This is a genomic window from Cyclobacterium plantarum (assembly GCF_011290685.1).
Classification (GTDB): Bacteria; Bacteroidota; Bacteroidia; order Cytophagales; family Cyclobacteriaceae; genus Cyclobacterium; species Cyclobacterium plantarum.
In genome coordinates this window covers 854,532-875,642 of the sequence record NZ_JAANYN010000002.1, presented here as the reverse complement: position 1 = coordinate 875,642, position 21,111 = coordinate 854,532, and the positions used below count along the sequence as shown (strand labels likewise).

The window sequence follows — 21,111 nt, the reverse complement described above, 5'->3', positions numbered from 1 at the left end:
ACATTGCAGTCCCAAAAGCAAGGTAAAACGGGCGAAATGGCGATGTAAGCGCAGTGATTGCGTTTCTGAAAGAAATAGCTGAAAACGTTTTACAATTCGGGCCTATAACTCAGTTGGTTAGAGTATCTGACTCATAATCAGAAAGTCCCTGGTTCGAGCCCAGGTGGGCCCACTAAAAGCCTCTTTACAGACCGTAGAGGGGCTTTTTTATTTTGTAGGTAAGATAGTTAAAGCGAGAAGACATTCCTGATTTTCTTATCCTCCAGTTTATTTGACTTCCTGTCCCAAGTCTTTTCTAAAGTTTCAATTCTTGAAAAGACTTTTCATTCCAATTTTGGTTTCGTTTGTTTCGTTGAGTAACTTCACAGTAACAACATAATTTCCTTTATCATGGCAATATCCATCCCATAAAAAATAGCAGAAAAAGATCAAAAATTTGCTAAGTATGCTGGAGGTACCTTGAAAAGTATCACCACAGGCACCAAAACCCAAGCCCCGGTGATTTTTCAGGTGGAGGGGAATTCCATTTCAGTCCCAAGGAAGGCTGTTTAGCTTCTGGAAAAAGTGCTGGATGAAATGGCCGATGGGAGAACGGTTCAAATCACCTCCTTTTCCAAGGAAATGAGCACGCAGGAAGCGGCTGAATTGTTGGTGGTTTCCCGCTCTCATTTGGTCAAACTTTTGGAAATGGGTAAAATTCCCTATAGAAAAGTCGGCGCACACCGTAGGGTACTTCTGGAAGATGTCAGGAAATATGAAATAACACTACGGAAAATCAGAAAAAAAACTTTGGATAAATTGTCCAGGGAGGCGCAGGAAATAGGCTTAGGCTATTAATCGTACAGCTTGATTTGAGCATTGCTTGACGCCAATGTACTTTATCCGGCACACATCCGGGATTTGTTATTGTGCTTGGAAGAAGATGATTTGCTCAAGCCGTTTTGGAGCAATGAAATTCATCAGGAGTAGAAGAGAAACCTCCTGAAAAACAGACCTGACTTAGATCCAATCCGAATTGACAGGACTATTTATTTGATGAATCAGGCCTTCCCTGGTGATTAAATAGAGAATTTAAACCATCTTTTCAACGGCTCCATTCGGACTCGCAGGCGGCTCGCATATAAGCCCAGCCGTCATTTTCCAACCATGGAATCGACCGGGATTTTTAAGGTTGCTGTACCAGCATGAAAAGTAAATGTAACCGTAAACACTGATGTGGCATAGTTTTTTCATCTCCCATGCAAAGGTAACAGCCAGCCAGAACCCGTCATAACGGCATGGCCGCAGGCGCTACACATGCCGCCCTTGACTGAACCTGTCTGACTTGTTGGTCTGCATTTAAGAGCTGATAAAACGAGAAAAGTATTCAATAACGGATACTTTGCAAGTGATCTGTTAGGAGGGGAAAGTCAGTTCTTTTACTATTGTGGGCTACGTGATTTAGAAGGAAATGGGTTGAACCTGATTCCCGCTCTTCCTCTGCTTTCACAGCAGTCCTTAGCGCACGTCTTTTAATTTTTCAATGATTACTTTAAGGTCAAATTTTCAAAGGGTATCAAGAACTTCTGTGTAGGTCTTGGGAGGGTTCTTGAGTCGTTTGACCATTTTCCGGAAGGCTTCCTTCGCTTTTACCGGATGAAGCTCATAAACATTCGTTAAAAAGTCATCGGGATGTTGAATCTCAATACCGTATTCGTCTTCTATGGATCCGGGAAAATCTTTTAGATTAAACGTGACGATCACATTTGCCTTTGAACCAATGGCTGCCGCAATTACATGACGATCATCAGGATCAGGAAGTATTATACCGGAAATAAAAGAACCGTACTTCTCTACATTGGAATCCGGGAACGCCAGATTCATGGATTCAACTGTCAATTGAAGTTGTTGCTTTTTCAGGTCAGGGCGATTCAATAATAAGTTTCGGGACCATTCCTCTTGAATTTCGGCCGACCACTTAGGCTTATACTGGCCACAATCAGCGAAAGAGAGAAGTAAGTCCCTTAATGGAGCAGGGTAAAGCACACAAGCGTCAAGGACAGCTATGAAGTGGGACGAATATATCATTCGTACCCAAGGTTCAATTCCTGGGCTTGCGCTGAAAGAAATTTTAATTTCTCTTCTCTGGTCCTTTGAAGGCTTTTCTCATAGCTGACCAAATCCCGTAACAGGACTCTTCGATGGCTCCCTACTTTCTTGAAAGGAATGGTATTGTTTTCCAGTAATTTAATCAAATGCGGCCTGGATACATTCAGCATATCTGCTGCTTGCTGGGTGCTCACTTCAGAATCAGTGGGAATGATGGTAATTGACTTTCCCTCTGACATATTGGATAAAATCGTCATGAGCAGAGAAAGTGCCTTTTTGGGAATGGTAATGGACTCATCAGATTCCTGAATTTTTATCTTAACGACGGGAGAAGCAGCATGCAGTTTGCTTAAAACCTCTTTTAGCCTTGTCATTGAGCGTAAAGCTATTCTCTGATCGTCTCCTGATGTTCTTTTCTGTATGGTGTCCATTTGTCTTGTATTTGATCTGATAAATATACGCTAACGAAATAAACGAATCAAGTGAAATAAGTGAAAATGCTATTTCCTGAGTGGACCTGTATGGCCTTTGAGCAAGGAGTTGGCTATTTGAATAGCCCGCCGATTTTTGGACTCCTTACACTCGCCCCTATATACCCCAAGGTTTGAACAGTACTGGAATGTTGGAGCAGCTCCCTGACTACCTCCAAACCAAGTTCAAATTCCCGATAACCATAATCCTTGATTCAAGGGTCGTTTAATGAGGGAAATAAAACACTTTCCGTCAATAAAAAGCCAATTAAACCCAAGTAGAATCATCAATTAAAAAGTTGTATATTCGAAATATGATATTGATAGATGAAATAGCAAAACGGAAAGAGATTTTTGAAAAACTGTGCGCAGATCACAAGGTAAAATTCCTTTATGCTTTTGGGTCATCGATTACGGATCGTTTCGATCCGGATAAAAGTGATATAGATTTATTGGTTGAGATTGACGCTAACAATCCGGTCGAACGTGGAGAAAAATTAATTTCGCTTTGGGATACGTTTGAGGATTTTTTCCATAGCAAGGTGGATCTGCTGACAGATTCATCGGTTAGAAATCCTTTTTTACGCAAAAGTATTGACTCCACAAAGGTTTTGATATATGACGGATCAGGGCAAAAAGTACTTATCTGATATGCTGTATTCCATTGAACTGATCGAGGAATTTCTTTCGTCGATCTCCGATTATAATGATTATACGGCTGATCCAAAAACACAAAGTGCAGTGGAGCGGCAACTAGGCATCATTGGTGAGGCCGTTAACAAGTTCGATAAGTTATTCCCCGATTCGACCCTTGAAAATGCCAGGAAAATAGTTGGATTCAGGAATCGCTTGATTCATGCTTATGATGCGATTGACGCATCAATTATTTGGGCAATTGTAAGAAAATATTTGAAACCATTGAAAGATGAGGTGGAAGGAAAACTAAATGAATAAATTGAGTTAATTGCTACTGGATTAGCTGCTAATTAAAAGACGAAATGGAAACGTAAAACGGAAGGAAACACAAAATAGTAATTGACGACTTATTTTTTACCATTCCGAAAAGGACTGAGATGGTTAACATGCGAAATGACCGAATCCGCCTGATATAACCCATCTTCCAGGCGCTAATCAGGGGATATTCAAGATTCCCTGGGCCTTTTTCCAGTGATGTTGATCAAGCCATTCCGGCCATGCTGACATTCACTAATATAGAATATGAGATGCACTGCACCATTGTTTTTAAGGTGCATTCACTTTTTGATAAAGCCATCAACCCGCTACTTTCTAAATTTTAATCAATTTGGGCTGTAGGGGAAATTGATTGTTTACCTTTGGAAAAAACCACAAAACATGGACGATAATAATCTACAGGAACAAGCCGGGCGCATCTTTATAGTGACAGGAGCAAATACAGGTTTAGGTTATGAAAATAGCTTGACATTGGCAAAAAAAGGGGCGAAAGTGATCATGGCTTGTCGGAACTTGGAAAAAGCCAATGCCGCTAAAGACAGCATAAAAGAAGAAGTGCCAAACGCGGATTTGGAAGTTATGGAAATCGACCTGAGCAATTTGAATTCTGTGCGGAAATTTGCCAAATCGTATCAATCAAAATATGACCGCTTAGATGTCTTGATTAATAATGCCGGTGTGATGATGCCACCTTATACCAAGACAGAAGATGGCTTTGAGTTACAGCTTGAAGCCAATTATCTGGGGCATTTCCTTCTAACGGGCTTATTAATGAATACTATCTTAAAAACGCCTGATTCCAGGATAGTCACCTTAAGCTCCATAGCGCATAAAAATGCCAAGATCAATTTTGAAGACCTGCAAAGTGAGAAAAAGTATTCTGCATCAACAGCGTATGGTCAGTCAAAGTTGGCTTGTTTACTATTTGCCTTTGAATTACAAAGGAGGTTAGATAAACAGGGACATAATCAAACGATCTCCACTGCAGCACATCCTGGTATTTCCACTACAGAGTTAGCCAGGCATATGCCCAGGTTAGTCTACACTATTTTAAAATACACCCTCGCTCCTATGCTAACGCATCCTCCAAAGGAAGGTGCAAAACCCACCATTGTAGCAGCCATTGGTGATGCGGAGGGTGGTGACTATTTCGGACCTACAGGATTTCAAGAGTTCAAGGGAAACCCGGGCAAAGCTTCAGCTACTACATTAGCAAAAAATAAAGATGTGGCAAAACGATTATGGGAAGTAGCAGAAGAATTGGTGGGCATGAAGTATTTGTAATTATTGTCGTAAATCAAAGTGCTATGCACCTCCTTCCAATTTCAAATGATCATTATTATCCACCACGATAAATGATAATTTGCCAAGTTGGTAAAGTGAATTGTAAACATAATTTTGTGGCTGGGAGGACGTTTGAGCAAGGTATGCGGGAACCTGAATATCCATGGTTCTCATTCATTTGTATCCTACTTCATTTAAGGGAAGATTTTAGGAAAAGCAGTAGGACCACTGCTATTTGACTAAATTAAATGCCATCCAACATGTTGGACAGGTTCGGTCGAGGGCGGCCTGTGTTGCGCCTGCAGCAGGACGTTATGACGGGTTCAGGCCAGCTGTTAACTTTGCATTTGAGATGAAAATACATTTAGGCGACCGTCAATGTGTTCGTAGAAAAAAAAATCTGGAACAGCCGGATCGAAAAACGGAGGGATGTGTCCTTAAGGGGTCCGTATGCTCCGGAATATTCAAAAAAAAGGTCAGCATGTGCCGGATTTGCGGGTACTTTTTCGATGTGTTTTAGTTTCCGGATCGGGGGGTCAGCTTAGTCCGGTATATCCATTTGGAAAAGGTCCAAAGACTTTTCATTCAAACTTTGCTTTCGTTTGTTTCGTTAAGTACCTTCACAGTAACAACATAATTTCCTTCATCATGGTAATATCCATCCCAAAAAAATTAACAGAAAAAGATCAAAAATTTGCTAAGGATGCTGTAGGTACCTTGAAAAGTATTACCACAGGCACCAAAACCCAAGCCCCGGTGATTTTTCAGGTGGAGGGGAATTCCATTTCAGTCCCAAGAAAGGCTGTTTTGCTTCTGGAAAAAGTCCTGGATGAAATGGCCGATGGGAGAACGGTTCAAATCACATCCTTTTCCAAGGAAATGAGCACGCAGGAAGCGGCTGACTTGTTGATGGTTTCTCGCCCTCACTTGGTCAAACTTTTGGAAACGGGTAAAATTCCGTATAAAAAAGTCGGTGCACACCGCAGGGTATTACTTGAAGATGTCAGGAAATATGATATAACGCTACGGAAAACCAGAAGAAAAACTTTGGATAAATTGGCCAGGGAGGCACAGGAAATGGGCTTAGGCTATTAATCGGACAGCATGATTTCAGCACTGCTTGACGCCAATGTACTTTATCCGGCACCTATCCGGGATTTGTTGTTGAGCTTGGCCGAAGATGATTTGTTCAAACCGTTTTGGAGCAATGAAATTCATCAGGAGTGGAAGAGAAACCTCCTGAAAAACAGACCTGACTTAGATCCAAGCCGAATTGACAGGACTATTTATTTGATGAATCAGGCCTTCCCTGATGCTCTAATTGAAGGCTATGAATCCCGGATAGAGCAACTGTCCCTAAAGGATTCTGATGATAGACATGTCCTTGCAGCGGCTATGGAAGCCAATGCCAATTATCTCGTAACAGCAAATCTAATGGATTTTAAATTGCCTAATTTTCAAATTGATAGCGTCAAAGTTATCCATCCGGACGCATTCGTCATTAAACTTATTTCTCTTAATCCTATTGCTGTATTTGGAAGCTTTGAAAAACTGGTATCAAGATTGAAAAATCCGCCCCAGTCCAAAGCAGATGTGTTGGGTACTTTGGTAAAATGTGATCTTCCCGAAACTGCGAGAGTTTTAGCTCTAATGCAAGGAAAGTGGAATGCTTGACCAATTCGTTTAGATAATCAATGTTCACGATACGTTGTTTGTACTGGCATTAAATATTGTGCTCAGTTAACTGCTTAAAATAAAGTGATTTCAGAACGTCACACAGTGGGATGATTATAAAGCATGCGAGATTCTCCCGATTTAGGATCGGGACATGGCTATGTGGCAACTTAAAGACAATTATAAACATATGAAACCTTATCCTACAATGTTAAGCACATCTGCCAGTAACGTGGCCAAACCCAAAAAACTTAAAAATCCGAAAATGTCAGTCACCGTGGTCAGCACGATGGAAGAGGAGGTGGCGGGATCCTGTCCCAGAGACTTCAATATTATCGGGATGACCGCTCCCGAAAATCCAGCAATGACCATAGATACCACCATTGAGATGCCAATGACCACAGACAGGCCGAAGGAGGAAGCCCAGAAATAAACGATGACAGAAGTGGTTAAGGCTACGGCAAGCCCATTAATCAATCCTACCATAATCTCCTTTCTCGCCACCTTGAACCATTGCGCTATCCTGATTTCTCTGAGTGCCAAACCCCGCATGGTCACGGCCAGGGCTTGTGAACCTGTATTGCCCGACTGCCCTGCCACAACCGGTAAGAATACCGCCAGTACCGTGATTCTGGCTATGGTGTCTTCAAAAAATCCCACAACAAGGGAAGCCATAAATGCAGTAAGGAGATTGATATGTAGCCAGGGTAGCCTGTTCTTTACCGCAAGGGAAACTTTTGACAGGGCTCGTTCTTCTCTACCCGCACCAAACATCGCTTGAAGGTCTTCTGTAGCCTCTTCCTTGGAGGCAGCTACCAGGTCGCCATTTCGAATTACGCCCAGAAGCTTGTTATTGATGTCAATAACCGGCAAATGAATAATTCTCTTTTCTTCCAGCAGTTCCACCACATCTTCCACGGGTGCTAAGGCATTTATCACGCCCAAAGGAGCTTGCAAGATATCCTTTAATTTCACGTTGGGCTCCGAAATGGCTATTCTTTGAAGTGCCGCTACGCCCAAAAAAGTGCCTTCATCGTCTATTACATAAATATTGGCAATTTGGCGGTCTCCCAGTACCCGCAGGCGTTTCAGGACCTCCTCCACTGTATTTCCTGGATGGAAAGTAGTTGTCATGGGGTTCATTAAATGACCCGCAGAATCCAGCGGATAGCTCATCAGCTCTTTTATTTCGCGGGCCAATGCGGGGGATAACAAAGCCGTTTTGGCTTCAGCCGTTTGCTTATCCAGACGGGAAAGCAATCTCGCTCCCAAATAAGCATCGATGTTGGAGAAAATGTGAACAAACAATTGATTATCCATTAGATCAATGACCTCTGTGGCAATATCGGGATTCAGGCGGGCAAACACCTGTTTGGAAACGTTTTGATCCTGTCTTTTGAGATAATCAATGATTTCCTCAGTGGAAAAGCCATTTAGCACCGAAGCGGCATCTCCGGGAAATTGCCTGAAAAAGCCATTTATCAAATTTTCTTTAGCTGAGGTAGAGATTTGTGACATGATAAAAATTTTAGCCTATTTTGATGGAATATTGGGATTTTATTCTCCCGAGCTCCCCAAAAAACCCATTAATCCGACACGGTAAAGCTCTCCCAGTGCGGCACCCGCCTTGATAGCTTCTTTACCAGGCACTTCTTCGCTTTTCATACTTCCCCGGCGAATGGCTTCCAGCCTTAATGAGCCGACGAGAACACCTGAGCGATCTGTTACCGGCAAGGCATAATAGTAAAGCCAGCTATCGTAGTTTATGACCGATTCAAAATGAACATCATCGTAGAGCTTAGGCACATTAGTAATCGCCAAATTAGTAAGAGAGGCGTCCCTATCGGCCGACAGCAGGTCTTGCAGATTTACAACCCCATGCAGTGATTTGTCCTTATTAACTACAAATACATAAGGTGAGGCGAGCCGTTTGTGCTCCTTTAAGAGGGTCAAAGCTTTGCCCACCTTGACGGATTTCCGCAAGGTAAATAAGATTGGATCCATCAAGGCGCCTACCGTGTTTTCAGGGCTTTTCAGCTTCAGGCGCAGAGGACCTGAAACTTCCGGTGCCAGACCTTCCAATAGTGAATCGCGGAGCGGCCCCTCCATCTGTCTGAGTATCAATTCAGCCGTTTTCAAGTCTACATCTTCCAGTATTTCGATAGCACAGGTTTGGTCAAGGTTTTCCAAAATTCGGGAAGCTTTGTAGGCATACATCGGCTCCAGAATTTTGGCTGCCAGAGCAACGGAGATTTCCTGTAACAAGCTCGCCACCTCTCCGGGCTCAAGCTTCTCGAGAATTTGCGTGGCTGCCCGGCCGTGTTCATGAATAAAAGCCTCCAATATCTTTTCATCTGTACCCATTACTTTTCTTTTTTGATCAAGACAGACTTTACTTCATTAAACTCTTTAGAAGGGATAGTCACCTGGCCGGTTTCCGATTCCAAAAGAACTGATGTATTGCCGATCTTAATAATCCTGCCTTCTATACCGCTGATCTTCACATAATCTCCCTCTTTGTACAGTTTATGTATGTAATAGGAAGCGAGAATATTGCTGACCGATGTTTTAGCGCCCAGGCCAAATGCCAGTGCCGCACCGAACAGAAGAGCCGCTAAAAGGATGCTTATCAGTTGTGTAAGGAAAGCAATATCTATACCTATCTGATTAACGGCAATAATGATGGAAGTGATGAGAATAGTGTACTGCACTATATTTCCGAGGATATGGCCATAAGAAATGGCGACCCGGGTCGTGGCGGAGGCAATCAATCTTCCCACCATCTTGCCAGCAATGATCCCCACAAAAACAATTAAAATGGCGGCTAAAATGCTCGGCGCATAGGTCAGTACGCTTCCCAGCCAGGTGGTAATAATCGATAAATCGAGTACTTCCGTACCGAGAATAAGAAAGAAAACAAAAATAATCCAGAAGAAAGTCTTGCTGATAAATGTGGCTGAAGGGCCGAAGTTGATGTGATGAAGCTTGTCTCTGAACCTGTCGTTGATCAGGCTGTTAAAGTAATTCAACAAACGATTTACCGCCCATTCAGTGAGACGCCCCACCAAATAACCTATTGCAAATACAACAAAGGCAAGGATTAGTTTTGGAAGGATAGCGATCATACTATCCCGGAAACCAAATGCCATTTTACGAAACTCGTCTACTAGCTGACTATAATTCATTGTTTAAACTTGCCGGAATTAAAGAGACTTATCTTTAGTACCTTTCCAAAGTACAAAAAAACTTCAACTAATTTGCAAAAAGCATTAATTTCAACCAGAATAGCATAATTTTCCCGCCTAGTCTCTTGTAAAGCACCTATCGGGCCATAAGGGAAATAAGTGCAAGGGTTGCGGTTAGTTGATAGAAGTGATTTATGCTGAGAGGCCTAAATGATACATTGATTTTCAGTTCAGATTGAGATTTTGTAAATTTGGAATGGTTAAGAATTAACAAGATTGGATAATGCCAAAGATATTTGAATATTTAGGGATTCTGATATTCTTTTACTCGAATGAGCACGAACCAATACATGTTCATGCAAAAAAAGGTGAGTTTGAAAGCAAAGCTGAATTCTATATCATAGATGGAGATATTTCGCAGATAAAGATTACGAATATTTTAGGAGCCCGTCCCCTGAAAGGAAAGGACCTTAAAGATTTTAAGATTTTTCTTGAAAAATTTGCTGATAAGATAGTGGAAAAATGGATTAGCTATTTTATTTATCATAAGGATGTTGAGTTTGAGAAAATTACAAAAAGATTGAAATGAAAATAATTGTTGATTATAAGGATTCAAAATCTGGATTTAATGAATTGAAAATTGATTCTGCAAAATATTTGTCGGACTATACTATTCGAATAAGGTTTAGTGATGGAAAAGAGAATATTATTGATTTCAAGCCATTTTTATCAAATTCTCTTCATCCCTCGATTAAGAAATATTTTGACGAAAATAAGTTCTCTGATTTTTCATTGACAGATGGAAATTTAAACTGGAACGATTACGACTTGATTTTTCCTCTTTCTGATTTATATAATGGACACATAGGGGCATAAACCTCGAAGCCACGACACACAATATTTTGCAGTGGGGTGCTTTATACTGTATTCAGTCTCCGTATTAGCTTTTGTCTCGGTGGATAAAGAAGGACTTTGAAAACCCAGGTTGACCCCATGGTTTGAAAATGGCGGCATGCCTATATGGCTGCCTCCTGCGCGTCTGAATGCAGCCATTTCGCGAAACTGCGTAGTTTTTGCTGGGGAGCAATAAAAAGGGGAGGAGTAATGTGCTCTTTTTCAATAATTTAATTTTTATTTTTGGATTAATCCATACATTTGAACTTGAAATGGGTAAGCTTTCGCACCTCCTTTGGATTGGATCATTTATCAATTTATAGAAACCATTTTCAGGTCAACTAAATTACTTCATCTTGAAAAAACTTGCCATTCTTTTCGTGATCTTTCTTTGCTGGCAATCGGGCAATGCGCAAGGGCAGGAAGGATACTGGGGCCTGGCGGTAGGGATTAGGTCACAAACCGTACAGGATCAATTGATTACCCGAAGTCGCTACAGTGGTGGGCCAGTCTATTTCATGATTGATCATCAGCGCCGAAAAACCCAAAAACTAAGCCATTTCCAATTTGAAGGAAGTATTGGTTCGCTTAAGACCCGGGAATTTGAACTTGGAAAATCTTTGGGCCGGTACCAGCAGCCGAAAGTTACTTCCTATTGGAATGAAATCAGCTACGGTTCCCTTTTTTTGATCCGGGAGTCTGAAAAGGGAAATTGGTGGTTTGGTCCCTCCATTTCTAGTCTGATCCATGTCCGCTTTTCTGCACGCTGGGACAATAGCTCAATCAATTATGATTTCAGTGGAAATTTCCAGGCTGAACTTAGCTATCGCCGTAATTTCCAACTTTTTGGCAAGGAGATGAAGGGGAATATCGGTTTTAAACTCCCTCTAATTGGATTCATGACCCGGCCGGTTTTTGCTGGTGTGCCAGAGTTTTTGGATCAGGAAAGGAGCTTTGAAAGTCAGTTGTTTGATAATACCAGCATAAGTTGGGTGGGAAATTTTCCCCGTTTTCAATTCGATAATTTTGTGGAGTTTCCTATATATGGAGGCAATAAAATCCAGTTGATCTACAATTGGGAGTATTATTCTTTCCAAAACCCCAGCCTGGTACAAACTGCTGCCCATACTTTAGGCATCAACTTTCTAATGCGAACAAGATGAAAAAGCTGACTGGAATAATGACTTTATTAACGATGCTATTTTGTCTCTCCTGCGAGCAGATTCTTTTGGATTCACCACCAGAAAATACCAATGCAGAAAATTTTGATATTCTTTGGCAGGTTATGAATGAACGCTATTCGTTTTTTGATTACAAAAAAATAGACTGGGATAGTGTAAAAAACGTTTACCGACCCATCGCGCTTCAGGCGCAAAATGAGACAATGCTTTATGATGTAATGGCTGCGATGCTAAATACCCTGAGGGATGGTCATGTAAATCTTAGGACACCTTTTGACATCAGCCGTTATTTACCCTATCTGGAAGCTCCATCCAACTATAGTTTCGACATTTTGGAGCGTAATTATCTGGGGGATTATCGAATTACAGGATATCTTCTCAACCAGGAGATCAACGGCGTCGGCTACATTCATTACCGAAGTTTTACCTCAACTATTCTGGAAAGTGAGCTGGACCTTGTAGTAGAGCGGTTTAAAAGCTTGCCCGGAGTCATCATCGACATCAGAAATAACGAAGGAGGTAATCCTGAAAATGGATTGAAAATTGCCGCCCGGTTGATTGAAGAACGCACGAAAATATATTCCTACCAAACGAAAAATGGCCCTGGCCCGAATGATTATTCACCACAAAAGGAGGTCTTTTTAAATCCAAATACCGAATCCCCGCATTTCGAAGGAAGGGTGGTCGTCTTAACCAATCGGAAAGTGTACAGTGCAGGTTCGTACTTTTCAGCTTATATCAAAGCTATTGAAGGGGCAATCCTAATGGGAGATGATACGGGAGGCGGTTCTGGAGTTCCAGCAGGATATGAACTGCCCAACGGTTGGTATTTCAATTACAGTTCCACCATCGGTTACACCGTGAATGGCCTTAATTTTGAGGCTGGAGTGCCGGTGGATATCCGGGTGCAAATGACCCCTGATGATGTGGCTGAAGGAAAAGATCCAATTTTGGAAAGAGCGATTGAGTACATTAAAACCGGAAGCTAACTGGCATAGGGTTAGAATGAGGATACAAAATACCAACTTAAACACAGCTGATTTATCTTAGAAGTCAAATAAATATTTAAATAAATCAATCAGACATAAAATGACACAGTCCGACTTAATTGCCAAACCGAGACGACTTGATCGGCAGCGCAACTGGACAAAGTCTAAGACAAATGGTTACGAAAAAAAAAGAAAAGGTCCCCGCTTCGCCTTATTGATCCCGAATGGATTCAGGACTGCCTGCGCAAATTACAAACATCTCCCAAACCCCGTGGATCCAAAGCTGAAAGCCAAAGTTTGCGGAATCCATTCAATTTTACCAAACACCTATTAACCTGCTAAAATTCCGCCAGCTTAATTTCGTTCTGGTTTTTAAAAATGCTCTTTTTTATTAATTTTGCACCCGTGCGTAGGGTCCTATTGGCCATATTATCTATTTACTTCTTGTCGCTATCTTTTGTACCTTGTGCTGATGGCGTTGACTGTGTGGAGTTACAGGTACATCAGAAAATGCTGACTGAATATGATCATTCTGCCCACGAGCGCCATGCCGGGCAGGATCTTTGCGCTCCTTTTTGTGCTTGCCAATGTTGCCATACCAGTATTACCATAAGTGTCATTTTTGTTTTGAGTGAGACCCCAAAAATGCACACACCACTTTCATCCCGCTATTCAGAACTTCCTTCCTCTTCATATCCGGCTTCGCTGCTAGACCCTCCCCAGGTTTAATTCAACAAAATATAGAGGACGCCCGTCCTCAGCAACCATTTTATTGTTGAATTAGACTTAATTTCATGATAGATAAAATCATTGCTTTTTCCGTAAGGAACAAGTTCATTATCGGTCTGCTCACCCTGGTTCTTATTGTTGCAGGGATTTGGAGCATGACCAAAGTACCTATTGATGCCGTACCGGATATTACCAACAATCAGGTTCAGGTAATCACCCAGGCACCTAATCTCGGTACAGAGGACATCGAGCAATTTGTAACCTATCCGGTGGAGGTTGCTATGTCCAACCTGCCGGGAGTAACAGAGATTCGTTCGGTTTCGCGCTTTGGCCTATCTGTAGTCACAATTGTTTTTGAAGACGATATGGGCACCTATCTGCCACGGCAGCTTGTAAACGAAAAACTACAGGAGATAGAAGGGGAAATACCGGAAGGCTTTGGCGATCCTTCCATGGGTCCAATTTCCACCGGTCTCGGAGAAATCTACCAGTACACCCTTCAGGTAGATGAGTCTTATGAAGGTCAATATTCTGCTACCGATTTACGTACCATGCAGGATTGGATTGTGCGCAGACAAATGGCCATGGTGTCGGGCGTTGTGGAAGTGAATGGCTTTGGTGGAAAGATCAAGCAATACGAGGTGGCAGTAGATCCCGATGAGCTTCGGGCGATTGACCTGACTATTACCGATGTATTTGAAGCCCTGCAGCTGAATAACCAGAACACTGGTGGTGCCTACATAGAAAAAGATCACTACGCAAACTTTATCCGTGGGGAAGGACTTGCCAGAAGTCTTGAGGACTTGCAGCATATTGTGGTGAAAACAGTAGATGGTATTCCGATCCGTATTAAGGATGTGGCTAAGGTGCAGTTTGGAAATGCTGTGCGCTACGGAGCCTTTACCAAGGATGGAAAGGGTGAAGCTGTAGGTGGCATGACCCTCATGTTGAAGGGAGCTAATTCTAATGAAGTAATTGAAAATGTTAAGGAGCGTGTAGCACTCATCCAGGAGTCGCTTCCGGAGGGTGTGACCATTGAGCCTTTTCTCGATCGCAGCGAACTGATCAGCAAAACTACCAGCACAGTAACAAGCAACCTGCTGGAAGGGGCTCTGATCGTAATATTTGTACTTGTGTTTCTGCTCGGAAACTGGCGCGGAGGTTTAATTGTAGCCTCTACAATCCCTCTTGCATTGCTCTTTGCTTTTATTCTGATGCATGTACTTGGTGTATGGGCCAATCTTATGAGCCTCGGAGCCATTGACTTCGGGATTATAGTAGATGGTGCCGTGATAATTGTAGAAGGTACTGTGTTCTTCCTGGTGCAGAGGATGGGAACAGGTAAAAAGCGTATTACTCAGCAAGAACGTGATGAATCGACCATTAAGGCTTCTTCCAAAATGATGAACGCTGCCTTCTTCGGCCAGCTAATCATTTTGATCGTTTTCCTGCCTATTCTCTTTCTTGAGGGGGTAGAAGGAAAGATGTTCCAACCGATGGCGCTCACCTTTATGTTTGCCATGATCGGTGCCATGATACTTTGCCTTACCTATGTGCCGATGGTTTCCTCACTTTTTATTAGGGTGAAGCCGGAAGAAAAAAAATCGTGGGGAGACTACATTGTAATTTGGCTGGAAGAAAAATATGAGCGGGCTTTGGGAAGCACCCTTCGAAAAGCGGGCTTAGTGATAGGTTCGGCTGTAGTGCTATTGATCCTTGCTATATTTACGTTCTCCAGAATGGGTGGCGAGTTCATTCCGCAGTTAGATGAGGGTAATATCGCATTCCACATTATATTGAAGCCTGGAAGTTCACTTTCTGAAAGTATAAAAACCTCTACCCGCATTGAAAATATCATTCTGGAAGAGTTCCCGGAAGTGGAACATGCGATGTCTCGTTTTGGAGTATCTGAAGTGCCTACTGACCCAATGCCAATGGATCTCGGTGATTGTATTCTCATCCTCAAACCTAAAGACCAATGGGTATCAGCGGAGACTAAAGAAGAATTAATCGCCAAGATTAAGGAAGCAATTAGTATTGTGCCTGGGGTGAATTATGAGTTTACCCAACCCATCGAAATGCGCTTTAATGAGCTACTCACTGGAGTACGTGAGGATATTGCCATAAAACTTTATGGTGAAGACTTGCAGGTATTAGCGGATAAGGCCGGGGAAATGGGGAAAATCATTTCTACAGTGGAGGGTGTTGCCGATATGCGTGTTGAAGCAACCAGCGGCTTGCCCCAAATGACTGTAAAATATAATCGGGCTGACCTGGCTCAATATGGGCTGAATATCAATGATGTTAATCAGGTAATCCAATCTGCCTTTGCGGGCGGAAAAGCCGGGGTGATCTTTGAAGGTGAAAAAAGATTTGACCTGGTGGTTCGTCTCGATTCTGCTCACAGGAGCAGTATTGATGACCTGAAAAATCTTTATGTCAACACCCCTTCGGGTGCTCAAATACCACTCAATGAAGTAGCCAATGTCAGTTATGAACCCGGGCCGATGCAGATCAGCCGCGACAATACCAATCGCAGGACCTATGTAGGAGTGAATGTGCGTGGTCGTGATGTAAAATCACTCGTAGAAGAAATCCAGCAAAAATTAAAGGATCAACTGGATCTTCCTGCAGGTTACTACATCCGTTATGGAGGTGCCTTTGAAAACCTGGAACGCGCTACAAACCGATTGCAGGTTGTAGTTCCCCTGGCAATGGCCTTGATTTTTATTATCATCTTCTTCGCACTTCAGAGCTTCAAACAAAGCATTATGATATATATGGCTATTCCCCTTGCCGCCATTGGCGGAATATTCGCCCTTTGGTTAAGGGATATGCCTTTTAGTATTTCCGCAGGTGTTGGATTTATTGTGCTGTTTGGGGTGGCGGTATTAAACGGATTGGTTTTGATCAGTGGCTGGAATGAACTTAAAGAAGAAGGGGAAATGGACTTAAATAAAAGAATCAGAAGAGGAGCAAAACGAAGGGTGCGTCCCATTTTGCTTACTGCTCTTACAGATATTCTTGGCTTCTTGCCCATGGCCATTTCAGTATCGGCAGGTGCGGAAGTACAACAACCACTGGCTACAGTGGTGATTGGGGGAATGATTACTTCTACCCTTTTAACTTTGTTCATTTTGCCCATACTATATCGTTGGACGGAAAAAAGATCTCTCAAACCTTCCGGTGCGGGTATAGCCACGGTTGTTGTAATGCTAGGCTTCACTGTATTCGGGCCTACTTCAGTCAGTGCTCAGAATGCTGAAGAACTTCCCAAAATATCCTTGGAAGAAGCCCTGAGCCGTGCTTTTTCCTCTTATCCCAAGTTACAGGCAGCCAAACTGGAAGTTGAGCAACAGGAGGAATTGAAGAAAACCGCCTGGGATTTGGGGAAAACACAAATTTTTTCCGCAGGTGAGGAAATTGATGCCGAAGGAATGGGAGTTTATACCACCATTGGTGTGCAGCAGCAACAAATGGACATCTTTGCCATTGCCCCAAAGCTAAAAGTTCGAAATAGGCAGGTGGCTCTTGCAGAAGCGGCACTAAACTTGAGCGAATTGGAATTGCAGCAACAGGTGAAAGAGGCTTATGCCAATGCATGGATTGCCCGGCAGAATTACCAGCTATATCAAAGGCTTGATTCCATTTATCAGAATTTTCTTCGAGGTGTCAGGCTCAGATATGAGGTAGAAGAAACTTCTAAACTCGCCTTTTTAGCGGCTTCGAACCAGGTGAAACAAATGACCCTGCAAAAAGAGCAGACCGCGTTTGATTATCAGACCTCCCTCTACAGGCTCAACCTTTGGATGGTTAGCGACTCCCTGTTTACAGTAGTGGATTCCCTACCCCAAAATTGGACCAACCAAATTCTGCCGCCTGATTCGCTCAGCTCACACCCTAGGCTCAGTATGGCAACGCAACAGGTGAAGGTAGCTAATGCAGAACGAAAAGCTGCTAATGCCGACTTCCTTCCAAAACTGAATGCACAATATGGCATTCAGGAAATAAGTGGGCATAGTGGTTTTTATCAATACCAGGTTGGTCTCACCATTCCGTTATTTTTTATGAAGGAGCAAGGCCGGGCTCAGGCTTCCCGTATCCGGCAGGAAATTGCTGAGCAAAATTTGAGGCAAACTCAATTTGAACTGAAGACGGGATACCTTTCACTATTACAGGACTATGAAAAATGGCATGCTTCATGGCTGTTCTATGAACAGGAAGCGCTTCCCCTGGCCCGTGAACAGCGTGAAGGGGCAATTTTAGCCTATGAGGAAGGAAATATTGATTACGTATCATTTATTCAAAACCTGAAGGAAAGCCTGCAGGTGGAAATAAAAGCGCGGGAAGCATTACAAGAGTACCTGCAAGCCCGTTTCCAATTGGAATATTACCTCAATGCATCAAACCTGTAAAAAGAAAAAAAAATGAAATTCATAATAAATCAAATCATCATTGTATTGTGCACTACCTTTCTTGTAGCGGCTTGTAATAGTAAGTCATCTAATTCTCAGGATCAAGTAGAGGAAAAGGAGGGGCTTGAAGAAGGGCACGATCACAATGAAAACGAAAGCGAAAACGTTCATCTTTCCCTGGCGCAATTTAAAGCCCTGGATATGCAGGTAGGTGCGATTCCCCGAAAAAATCTCTCCAATATAGTGGAAGCTAATGGAGAACTTGAGGTTCCACCTAAAAATGAGGCAGCGGTGACCGCTATTTTAGGTGCCAATATATCGAGCATCGAAGTTATTGAAGGAGATGATGTTCAGAAAGGACAGGTACTGGCTTATCTTTCCCACCCGAATATCATTGAACTACAGGGAAGTTATCTGGAATCATTTAACCGCAAAATATTTCTTGAACAGGAGTATAATCGTCAGCAAAAGCTGTATGAGGAAGAGGTGGGTTCCGGAAAGGCTTTTCAGCAAATTTCAGCTGATTATCGTTCAGCAGAGGCCACAGTAAAGAGTTATGAAGCACAACTTCGGCAGTTGCGAATCCTTCCTGAAAAAATACAGAAAGGCGACTTTTACAACCGCATTCCGGTTTTAAGTCCGATTAAGGGATCTATCACCAAGGTGGAAGTAAAAACAGGTCAGTACGTCCAGCCAGAGAAAAACCTGTTTGAGATTGTAAATATTGATAACATCCATGCCGACCTGATGGTGTTTGAGAACGATGTGTACAAAGTGAACGAAGGACAACGCGTCCGATTTACGGTTGAGACTATGCCCGGTAAGGAGCTTTATGCTGAGATTTATTCTGTGGGGAAAAAGTTTGAGCAAGATCCTAAAGCCGTTCACGTCCATGCCGAAATAGAGAATGTGTTGGGTAAATTGATCCCCGGTATGTATGTGCGCGGAGAGATACTTACCGACAGCGTAACCTCGCTTGCTTTACCAGAAAGTGCGATCACCCGTGAAGGTGACGATTACCTTACTTTTACGGCTACAGAAGAAGGGGAAGAGTGGATGTTTACACCCCTGAGAGTAAGCACCGGAACCAAAAGCAATGGTTGGGTGGCTGTGAAATTTTTGGATGCAGTACCAGAGAACGCACAGTTTGCCCTCAACAATGCCTACTATTTGATAGCGGAAATGAAAAAAGGAGAAGGGGGACACCATCATTAATAGAAAAAGGACCTAAAAAGACAATAGTCCAAATCTGAGAGATAAATGAATATTAACACTTCGATGCCCCAAAAACTGAAGCCCTTTTTCCAAAAGGAAATTAGCGATTACCGGGAAAATCTTCAATATGGTAATCTTCAAAAAGCATGGGAGCATTTGGAACGTGCCCATATTTTAGGACAAGCTTTTCCCTGGCAACACACTTATGTCCACTGGAAGATGCTGATTTTCGGTATCAAAATCAAAAGCTTTCGAGAGGTGATCGGGCAGATACCGAGACTGCTGGTAGGTGGAGTGAAATCCTTTGTGGGTAGAATTCCGGTTGGCAATACAGGCGGGGCCAATGTACCACCTTTAAAACCCTTGCCAATCGACAAAGAAATTCTCGAAATTTTCACCAAAGCAGGAATGCGCAATTATGGCTCATGATCATTCACATCAGCATGGGGGCGGCACCAAAAATCTGAAGATCGCCTTCTTCATAAATATTAGTTTTACTTGCCTGGAGATAGTCGGAGGTATTTTAACCAATAGTATCGCCATAATGTCTGATGCGCTACATGATATGGGCGATAGCCTTTCGCTTGGCCTTGCCTGGTATCTGGAAAAAAAGGCTTCCCGGAAAGGCGCCACCAATCGCTTTAGCTTTGGTTATGCCCGGTTTCGACTGCTCGGTGCACTGGTGAACGCATTGGTTTTGATTGGCGGTTCCGTTTATATCATCCTTGAAGCGGTAAGCCGCCTTCAGAACCCCGAAGCAGTAAAGTCGGGCTGGATGTTTGTATTGGCCATCATCGGAGTTGCCGCCAATGGATATGCTGCCTGGCGTACCAAAGGTTCCACTTCCCTCAATGAAAAGGTGATTAGCTGGCACTTGCTTGAAGATGTTCTGGGATGGGTGGTTGTGCTGATTGTTTCGATCATTCTACAGTTTAAAGACTGGTATTTTTTAGACCCCGCCCTTTCCATTGCCATTACTCTTTTTATTCTATATGGAGTTGGCCGGAGGTTGTGGGACACGGTTTATTTACTTCTGCAAGGGGTTCCTGTAGGTCTTGATCTGGAGGAAGTAAAAAGGAAGTTGCAGAGCGTAAAGCATGTACAATCCATCCACCATACGCACGTTTGGTCTCTCGATGGCCAAAATCATGTACTCACAACCCATCTGGTACTGGAAAATATTACAGCATACAATCAAATAGACGAAGTGCGGGAAATGGTTCTGGAGGCCTTAGATAAGTATGATTTCGCCCATCATACTATACAAGTAGAGTTAAATAAAAATACCTGTAAAATGGATGAAGGATAGCCTTTAGACCATTCACACAAATTGGCTGGCTGCTCAAAGCAGACCGCAGATCAAAGCCAGACAAGGCGTATTCCTTCCAGCCCAAGAAATGGATTTGCTACCCCGGATGATCCCAGGGTTTAAAAATGGTGCCAACCTTATATGCGAGTCCCCTGCTAGTCTGAATGCAGCCGTTCGGGAGTTTTGTCGCAATCATTTTCCAGGACTTTTTTCCGTTTCTAAAGATAAAAGAGACTGTAAACAGTCATTTCGATCTTACCTAAGGCCTGGCAACTTTCCGGCCAATGAAAATGAAAACGCTAGTTGAAGGTTTTAGTAATTTTCCTATATTTAGCGGGAATTCCTTTTCAGGCCATAAGGGAAATATTACGAATAATGGCGAAATGGTAGTCAAAAAAAAATAGGTCTTGGATAGAAAAGTTAAGTGTTTTAAAACATGAATCTTGGTGATAAAAAAGAATCAAAACCTACCGCTAAGATTGTGTAAGCGTAATACGGGCCATGAGCTAAAGTCAGGTATTTTGCATCAATAAAAATTTGGTGCAGGCGGATAGTGAAGTGCTTCGAAATCCTTCAATACGCTTATATTTGATCAGTTTGAAAAAATCAGTAAGAAGACTTGTAATAGTTAGACCTACTCTATTTATTGTCACATCAAGATGGCGTGTTTGGGTTAAGCCTAAAGGTTTTGCAAAATACCTCTAAC

The 21,111-nt window shown here is 42.6% G+C and carries 20 protein-coding genes and 1 tRNA gene; 16 read left to right on the top strand and 5 right to left on the bottom strand.

Going from position 1 to position 21,111, the window contains the following annotated elements; translation table 11 throughout:
* The first annotated feature begins 98 nt into the window (after window positions 1-98).
* Window positions 99-172, top strand: a tRNA-Ile gene (locus G9Q97_RS07630).
* 404 nt (window positions 173-576) lie between these two features.
* Window positions 577-837 carry an excisionase family DNA-binding protein gene (locus G9Q97_RS24760; RefSeq protein ID WP_222851939.1) on the top strand — a complete coding sequence of 87 codons (261 nt, stop codon included), beginning with the start codon at window positions 577-579 and terminating at the stop codon, window positions 835-837.
* 708 nt (window positions 838-1,545) lie between these two features.
* On the opposite strand, the gene G9Q97_RS07620 is transcribed toward G9Q97_RS24760, so the two are convergent.
* Both G9Q97_RS07620 and G9Q97_RS25005 read right to left on the bottom strand, forming a co-directional pair.
* Window positions 1,546-2,067: a PIN domain-containing protein gene (locus tag G9Q97_RS07620; protein WP_166144895.1), complete on the bottom strand. Its 522-nt coding sequence runs from the start codon at window positions 2,065-2,067 to the stop codon at window positions 1,546-1,548.
* The gene (locus G9Q97_RS25005; protein WP_246255491.1) at window positions 2,064-2,519 is read right to left on the bottom strand and encodes an excisionase family DNA-binding protein; all 456 of its coding nucleotides are present in this window, start codon (window positions 2,517-2,519) and stop codon (window positions 2,064-2,066) included. The genes G9Q97_RS07620 and G9Q97_RS25005 overlap by 4 nt, the downstream gene beginning before the upstream one ends.
* A 353-nt stretch (window positions 2,520-2,872) precedes the next feature.
* Between G9Q97_RS25005 and G9Q97_RS07610 the strand changes: the two genes are divergently transcribed.
* The 5 genes from G9Q97_RS07610 to G9Q97_RS07590 all read left to right on the top strand — a co-directional run bounded on the left by G9Q97_RS07610 (window position 2,873) and on the right by G9Q97_RS07590 (window position 6,488).
* Window positions 2,873-3,208: a nucleotidyltransferase family protein gene (locus G9Q97_RS07610; protein WP_166144892.1), complete on the top strand. Its 336-nt coding sequence runs from the start codon at window positions 2,873-2,875 to the stop codon at window positions 3,206-3,208.
* A gap of 1 nt (window position 3,209) precedes the next feature.
* Window positions 3,210-3,512 (top strand): HepT-like ribonuclease domain-containing protein, encoded by a 303-nt coding sequence (locus G9Q97_RS07605; protein ID WP_222851938.1) that lies wholly within the window; start codon window positions 3,210-3,212, stop codon window positions 3,510-3,512.
* Window positions 3,513-3,911: 399 nt separating this feature from the next.
* Window positions 3,912-4,814 (top strand): oxidoreductase, encoded by a 903-nt coding sequence (locus G9Q97_RS07600; RefSeq protein ID WP_166144886.1) that lies wholly within the window; start codon window positions 3,912-3,914, stop codon window positions 4,812-4,814.
* Between the two features lie 648 nt (window positions 4,815-5,462).
* Window positions 5,463-5,909, top strand: a complete 447-nt coding sequence (locus tag G9Q97_RS07595) for a helix-turn-helix domain-containing protein (RefSeq protein ID WP_166144883.1) — start codon at window positions 5,463-5,465, stop codon at window positions 5,907-5,909.
* A 9-nt stretch (window positions 5,910-5,918) separates the two neighbouring features.
* Entirely contained in the window at window positions 5,919-6,488 is a 570-nt protein-coding gene (locus G9Q97_RS07590) for a PIN domain-containing protein (protein ID WP_166144880.1), read from the top strand.
* 198 nt (window positions 6,489-6,686) lie between these two features.
* Here G9Q97_RS07590 and mgtE read toward each other — a convergent pair whose 3' ends face one another.
* From mgtE to G9Q97_RS07575, 3 genes are read right to left on the bottom strand one after another with little or no spacing between them, the layout of a single operon-like run.
* Window positions 6,687-8,006 carry a magnesium transporter gene (mgtE, locus tag G9Q97_RS07585; protein WP_166144877.1) on the bottom strand — a complete coding sequence of 440 codons (1,320 nt, stop codon included), beginning with the start codon at window positions 8,004-8,006 and terminating at the stop codon, window positions 6,687-6,689.
* Window positions 8,007-8,045: 39 nt separating this feature from the next.
* Window positions 8,046-8,852 (bottom strand): CBS domain-containing protein, encoded by an 807-nt coding sequence (locus G9Q97_RS07580; RefSeq protein ID WP_166144874.1) that lies wholly within the window; start codon window positions 8,850-8,852, stop codon window positions 8,046-8,048.
* Complete coding sequence (locus G9Q97_RS07575; protein ID WP_166144871.1) at window positions 8,852-9,673, bottom strand: mechanosensitive ion channel family protein; 822 nt, start codon at window positions 9,671-9,673, stop codon at window positions 8,852-8,854. The genes G9Q97_RS07580 and G9Q97_RS07575 overlap by 1 nt, the downstream gene beginning before the upstream one ends.
* Before the next feature lie 283 nt (window positions 9,674-9,956).
* Between G9Q97_RS07575 and G9Q97_RS07570 the strand changes: the two genes are divergently transcribed.
* From G9Q97_RS07570 to G9Q97_RS07530, 9 genes are all read left to right on the top strand, one after another.
* The gene (locus tag G9Q97_RS07570; RefSeq protein ID WP_166144868.1) at window positions 9,957-10,262 is read left to right on the top strand and encodes a DUF4160 domain-containing protein; all 306 of its coding nucleotides are present in this window, start codon (window positions 9,957-9,959) and stop codon (window positions 10,260-10,262) included.
* The gene (locus G9Q97_RS07565) at window positions 10,259-10,549 is read left to right on the top strand and encodes a DUF2442 domain-containing protein (RefSeq protein WP_166144865.1); all 291 of its coding nucleotides are present in this window, start codon (window positions 10,259-10,261) and stop codon (window positions 10,547-10,549) included. Before G9Q97_RS07570 ends, G9Q97_RS07565 begins: the two co-directional genes overlap by 4 nt.
* 374 nt (window positions 10,550-10,923) lie before the next feature.
* Entirely contained in the window at window positions 10,924-11,730 is an 807-nt protein-coding gene (locus G9Q97_RS07560; protein ID WP_166144862.1) for a hypothetical protein, read from the top strand.
* 17 nt (window positions 11,731-11,747) lie between these two features.
* A complete protein-coding gene (locus G9Q97_RS07555) occupies window positions 11,748-12,737 on the top strand; it encodes a S41 family peptidase (protein WP_166144859.1) in 990 nt (329 codons plus the stop codon).
* A 378-nt stretch (window positions 12,738-13,115) separates the two neighbouring features.
* The gene (locus G9Q97_RS07550) at window positions 13,116-13,466 is read left to right on the top strand and encodes a DUF6660 family protein (protein ID WP_222851937.1); all 351 of its coding nucleotides are present in this window, start codon (window positions 13,116-13,118) and stop codon (window positions 13,464-13,466) included.
* A gap of 65 nt (window positions 13,467-13,531) precedes the next feature.
* Window positions 13,532-17,881, top strand: a complete 4,350-nt coding sequence (locus G9Q97_RS07545) for a CusA/CzcA family heavy metal efflux RND transporter (protein ID WP_166144853.1) — start codon at window positions 13,532-13,534, stop codon at window positions 17,879-17,881.
* 12 nt (window positions 17,882-17,893) lie between these two features.
* The gene (locus G9Q97_RS07540) at window positions 17,894-19,096 is read left to right on the top strand and encodes an efflux RND transporter periplasmic adaptor subunit (RefSeq protein ID WP_166144850.1); all 1,203 of its coding nucleotides are present in this window, start codon (window positions 17,894-17,896) and stop codon (window positions 19,094-19,096) included.
* A gap of 45 nt (window positions 19,097-19,141) precedes the next feature.
* Entirely contained in the window at window positions 19,142-19,525 is a 384-nt protein-coding gene (locus G9Q97_RS07535) for a DUF3703 domain-containing protein (protein ID WP_166144848.1), read from the top strand.
* Window positions 19,515-20,405: a cation diffusion facilitator family transporter gene (locus G9Q97_RS07530; RefSeq protein WP_166144845.1), complete on the top strand. Its 891-nt coding sequence runs from the start codon at window positions 19,515-19,517 to the stop codon at window positions 20,403-20,405. The genes G9Q97_RS07535 and G9Q97_RS07530 overlap by 11 nt, the downstream gene beginning before the upstream one ends.
* The last annotated feature ends 706 nt before the right edge of the window (window positions 20,406-21,111 follow it).